Origin of the sequence: Magnetospirillum sp. WYHS-4, from assembly GCA_039908345.1 — a bacterium.
Classification (GTDB): domain Bacteria; phylum Pseudomonadota; class Alphaproteobacteria; order Rhodospirillales; family GLO-3; genus JAMOBD01.
This window is the reverse complement of the sequence record JAMOBD010000111.1, coordinates 1-4440: the sequence shown is the minus strand read 5'-3', so window position 1 is coordinate 4440 and position 4440 is coordinate 1. Positions and strand designations below refer to the sequence as shown.

Genomic DNA, 4440 nt, shown 5'->3' with positions numbered 1-4440 from the left:
TCAGTGGTCAGGCGGAAGACGGTTATACACCAGCCATAGCGCTGGTAAAGCCGGAAAACCGCTGGCCGGAAGATAAGGTACAGACGACATTTCACCCGACCCAGTTGCGCAGTCTGGTGCCGGCCGGCCGCCTGGATATCGACTCGGTAGGGTTATTGGTATTGACGCAGGATGGACGCATAGCGAAGCACCTGATAGGTGAAACGACTTCCGTCGAAAAGGAATATCTGGTGCGGGTTGCCTACAGCAAACCGGGACGCCTGCCGGATGCCGATCTGCGCCGCTTAAACCACGGTCTGAGCCTGGACGGTAAAAAACTGCTGCCCGCCATAGTGACCTGGCAAAATGAAGATCAGCTCAACTTCATTCTGCGGGAAGGGAAAAAACGCCAGATCCGCCGCATGTGCGAGTTGGTCGGGCTCAAGGTCGTCGGCCTGAAGCGCGTGCGCATCGGCCGCATTCCACTCGGCCACCTGCCGGTCGGGCAGGGCGCCGACGGCGGCGGCCAGGCGCTGGCGCACTTGGCGGAAGCCGAATTCCAAGCTTACCGCCAGCACCGCCCCGGCGGTAAGCGTCGCCAGGGTCCCATCGACCCCGAAGGAAACGTAGCGGTTCAGCACCTGGATGACGAAGATCGGCTGGGCGAGCGCCAGCAGGTTGGCGAGCAGCGAGGCCACCAGCAATTCGGCCGCCAGGCCGGGCCGTTCCGCCAAGCGCCGGATCAGTTCCTTCATCGGCCATCCCCCCAGGGATCGACGACCTTGACCGGCAGGTCCTGGAAGTGCCGGGTATTGCCAGTGGCCAGAACGCCCCGCCTGGCGATGACGATGCCAGCGATCTGGGTGTCGCGGATTTCGACGGTCCGACCCCTGCGGCGCCGTTCGGCGGCCAGGGCCGCCGCTTCCCAGGCCGCGGCGCGATCGAAGGGCAGGATGCGGCCCTCGAAATCCTCTTCGAGGGCGCGGCCGAAGGCCGCTTCCAGGTCCCGGCGCCTGGTGCCCGGGTCCAGAAGCTCGAGGCCGAAGCGGACTTCGCAGACCGTGACGGCCGTGGTCCAGAGGGCTTCCGCCGGCTGGCGGTCCAGCCAGTCGACCACCGCCGGGTCCGGTTGGCGCCGCATGACGGCGGCGATGACATTGGTGTCGAGAACGATCATCCCAAAACCGCCGGCCGGGCGGCTTCGCCCCGCAATTCCTCGATGTCCGCCTCCAGCCCGATTCCGGCGAAGCGTGCCTGCAGACGGCTGCCCAGGGGCCGGCTTCCGGTCTCGTCGGGGCGCAGGGCGTTGCGCAGGATGTCGCGGACTTCCTCTTCCATGCTGCGGCCATGGCGGGCGGCCCGCCGCCGCAGCCCGGCCTTCACATCCTCTTCGAGATTGCGCACCACGAGTTGGGCCAAGGCTTCCTCTCCCGCCTGCTATCACGATAGCATGCGGCCCGGTCCCATTCAAGGAAGCCGCCGACGCCGCCCGGATGGGCCCCCGGCCTCATGTCTGGACCTGGAAGTCCGTTGCGGCGAGGTTGTTCACCTGGGTACTGGTGGTGGCGTTGTCGAACACGGCCAGCACCGTCTCGTTCCCATCGCCGGCCAGGTTGTCCGTGTGGACCATGGTCAGCTTGTCGCTGTTGGCGCTGTCGCGGAACAGGAAGATGGCGTTGGTCGCCTGGGCGTTGCCCGAGGCGAGTGCCGAGGCCGCGTCCGCGAGCGTCCCGACACTGCTGGCGCCGACCAGGACGATCACGTTGGAGGCGTTGTTCATCAAGGCATGGGGGGTGCCGTCTCCCACCCAGGTCATCTGCTCGAAGGTGACGCTGCCGATATTGAGGTCGGAGGTGTCGAAGACGATCTTGTCCCCGTCGCCCGTGGCGCCGGCGAACGACATGGCGCCGCTGAAGTCCATCAGCACGTCGGTTCCCAGGTTGGCCGCCGAGGCGCCGCCGAAGACGATCTTGTCGGCGCCGGCACCGACGGTGACGATGTCGATCCCCCCGCCGCCCTCCACCGTGTCCGCGCCGGCGCCCATGGAGAAGGTGTCGGCCCCCGCGTTGCCGCAAATGGATTCGTTGCCGGCGCCGGTGGTGAAGGTATCGTCGTAGCGCGTGCCTTCGATCCGTTCGATGCCGGTCAGGGTGTCGGTGCCGGCTCCGCCACCCTGGGTGGCGCTGCCGTTGTTGGAGTCGTCCAGGACCACCACGACCCCCGCGGTGTCCAGCAGATAGACCGCCTCGTCGCCCGTGTCGCCGCCGCCGATCAGGATGTCGTCGCCCGTGCCGCCGATCAGGATGTCGTTCTCGCCGCCGCCCGTCAGGGTGTCGTTGCCTTGCCGGCCGTAGATGACGTCCTTGCCCGTTCCGCCGGTCACCGTGTCGGCGGCGGCCAAGCCCGAGGTGTCGCCGACAAAGAAATCGCCGCTGTTGCTAAGCGCCGCACTGACATTGAGATAATGTTGGTTGTCGAGGGTGCCGTCCGCCTTGTCGAAGCGGATGAGAAGGGTCGATGTCCCCGCGGCGCCAGCCAGGGTGGTGGTATGGGTCAGGCCGTCGTTGTTGTATTCGGTCTGGATCACCAGATCGCTGCCGCTCCAGGACATCTCGCGGGGCATGAAATTGTCGCCGATGCGGATGACGTCGCCGTTGCCGACGTTGATGGTGTCGGTGCCCTTGGAAACGAAGACGTGGTCGGTGCCGGTGCCGGAGGTGATGCTATCGTCGCCGGTGCCGCCGTCGATGGTGTCGTTGCCGCTGCCGGTGACGATGGTGTCGTTGCCCGCCGCGCCGCTGCCCCCCGTGATGGTATGGGCGGCGGAGCTGCCCGACAGGTCGATGGCGATGCCCATGCCGGTCAGGCCGGAGGCATCGAGGGTGAGGGCGTTGGTGGTCAGCGCCGTGGCATCGATGGCGAACTTGCCGCTGGCGGAAGTGATGGCGCTCTGGGCCTCGCTGCCTACCGTCAGAGTATAGGCGGCATCGGCCAGCCTGAGCAGTTCGAAGCCCGTCAGCTTGGTGAAATAGCTGTCGGCGACCGTGCCGCCGTCCATCAGTTGCAGGGTGTCGGTGCCGTCGCCGCCGCTGATGGACGCCAGTTCCATGTAGGCCTGGGAATAGGCGGTGTCGCCGAAGCTGTCGGCGCTGCCGGGATTGAGTTGCGCGATGTTGAACTTCCAGGTTTCGTTGCCGCCCGCGCCGGTCGCCGGCTGGCTGGTCAGGGTGCCGATGTACTTGAACTTGGAAGCGTCCGTCATGCTGGTCATGTCGACCACGTTCGCCGCCGGATCGATGCGTAGGATGCCCCCGGTGGCGCCGCTTTCGAAGGTATGGACGTTGTCCAGCAGGGCCGCGCCGACGGTGATGTCGCCCGCCGAGCCGCTGGCGGTCTTCAGGGTCGCGATGTTGTTCAGGTTGGAGAGGCCCGTGGCGTTCAGGCTGGCGGACCCGGTTTGCAGGGTCGATCCCGCGGTGGCTGCGGCCACGCTGACGACCGAGCCGCCTTCGCCGGCCAGCATGCCGTAGCGGACGACGATGGTGCCCGCCACCGCCTTGGCGTTGTACAGCGCCTCGATCCCGGCGAAGCCGAAGGTGGAGCCGCTGAGGTCCATGACGGCGGTGCTCGCCAAGCTGGACAACTGGACGGTGTCGGTGCCCAGGCCGCCCAGCACCGCCCCGGTGAAGCCGGTGGAAAGATCGTCGAAGACGAAGACGTCGTTGCCCTCTTCGCCATAAAGGGCGTTGGCCTTGCCCGAATAGACCGAGACGTTGATGGTGTCGTGGCCGGTGCCGCCGAAGATCACGTTGTCGCCGGTCGGCGTGCTGGTGATGGTGTCGTGGCCGTCGCCGCCGAAGATGATGCCGCCGAAGACGTCGCCGCTCGAGAGCGTGTGATTCATGCCGTTGTTGTCGAGCTCGGTCCCGGCGCCCAGGGTCAGGGTGTCGTCGCCCATGGTGCCGGCCAGCACGTAGCCCTTCTTGGTCTCGCTGGGATCGAAGGCGAGGCGGACGCCCATGTCGCCGTGGCCGAATTCGGCGCCGCCGGAGACGGATTCATTGACGCCCGTGAACCCGCCGGCGCCGAATGGCGCCACGTGGATCTGTTCGACCGAGGTCAGGTCGATGGTGCCGGTGGCGCTGACGTCGCTGTTGGCATAGGTGATGATCCCGGTGGTGGCATCGAAGATCATCTGCATGTCGTAAAGGCCCAGCAGGGTAAGTTCGTCGGTGCCGCCGCCGCCGTCGATCGAATCGTTCCCGCCCAGGGAATCGCTGTTGAACATCCCCTGCATCATGGCGAACTGAGTGTTGGAATCGCCGCCCACCAGGTTGTCGTCGCCGGTGGTGGCGACCAGGAATTCCTGGAACTGGTTGGTGGTGCCCTGCTGGATGACCTGCTCGGTGAAGACGTCGGTGAAGATGTTGTTGAACTGCTGCTGGAAGGCGTCCTGGAAGC

At 66.2% G+C, this 4440-nt stretch carries 4 protein-coding genes; all 4 read right to left on the bottom strand.

Translation table 11 applies throughout. The features are described 5' to 3' along the window. Nucleotides 1-284: 284 nt before the first annotated feature. Nucleotides 285-734, bottom strand: a complete 450-nt coding sequence (locus H7841_17855) for a hypothetical protein (GenBank protein MEO5338727.1) — start codon at nt 732-734, stop codon at nt 285-287. Next, nucleotides 731-1156, bottom strand: a complete 426-nt coding sequence (locus H7841_17850; GenBank protein MEO5338726.1) for a type II toxin-antitoxin system VapC family toxin — start codon at nt 1154-1156, stop codon at nt 731-733. The genes H7841_17855 and H7841_17850 overlap by 4 nt, the downstream gene beginning before the upstream one ends. After that, entirely contained in the window at nt 1153-1398 is a 246-nt protein-coding gene (locus tag H7841_17845) for a plasmid stabilization protein (GenBank protein MEO5338725.1), read from the bottom strand. Before H7841_17845 ends, H7841_17850 begins: the two co-directional genes overlap by 4 nt. Nucleotides 1399-1486: 88 nt before the next feature. Then, nucleotides 1487-4440: hypothetical protein (locus H7841_17840; protein ID MEO5338724.1), on the bottom strand; the 2954-nt coding region annotated here is incomplete at its 5' end.

Coding starts and splice junctions, on each gene's coding strand:
- H7841_17850 (MEO5338726.1), bottom strand. CDS start 1,156: ATGATCGTTCTCGACACCAATGTCATCGCCGCCGTCATGCGGCGCCAA.
- H7841_17855 (MEO5338727.1), bottom strand. CDS start 734: ATGAAGGAACTGATCCGGCGCTTGGCGGAACGGCCCGGCCTGGCGGCC.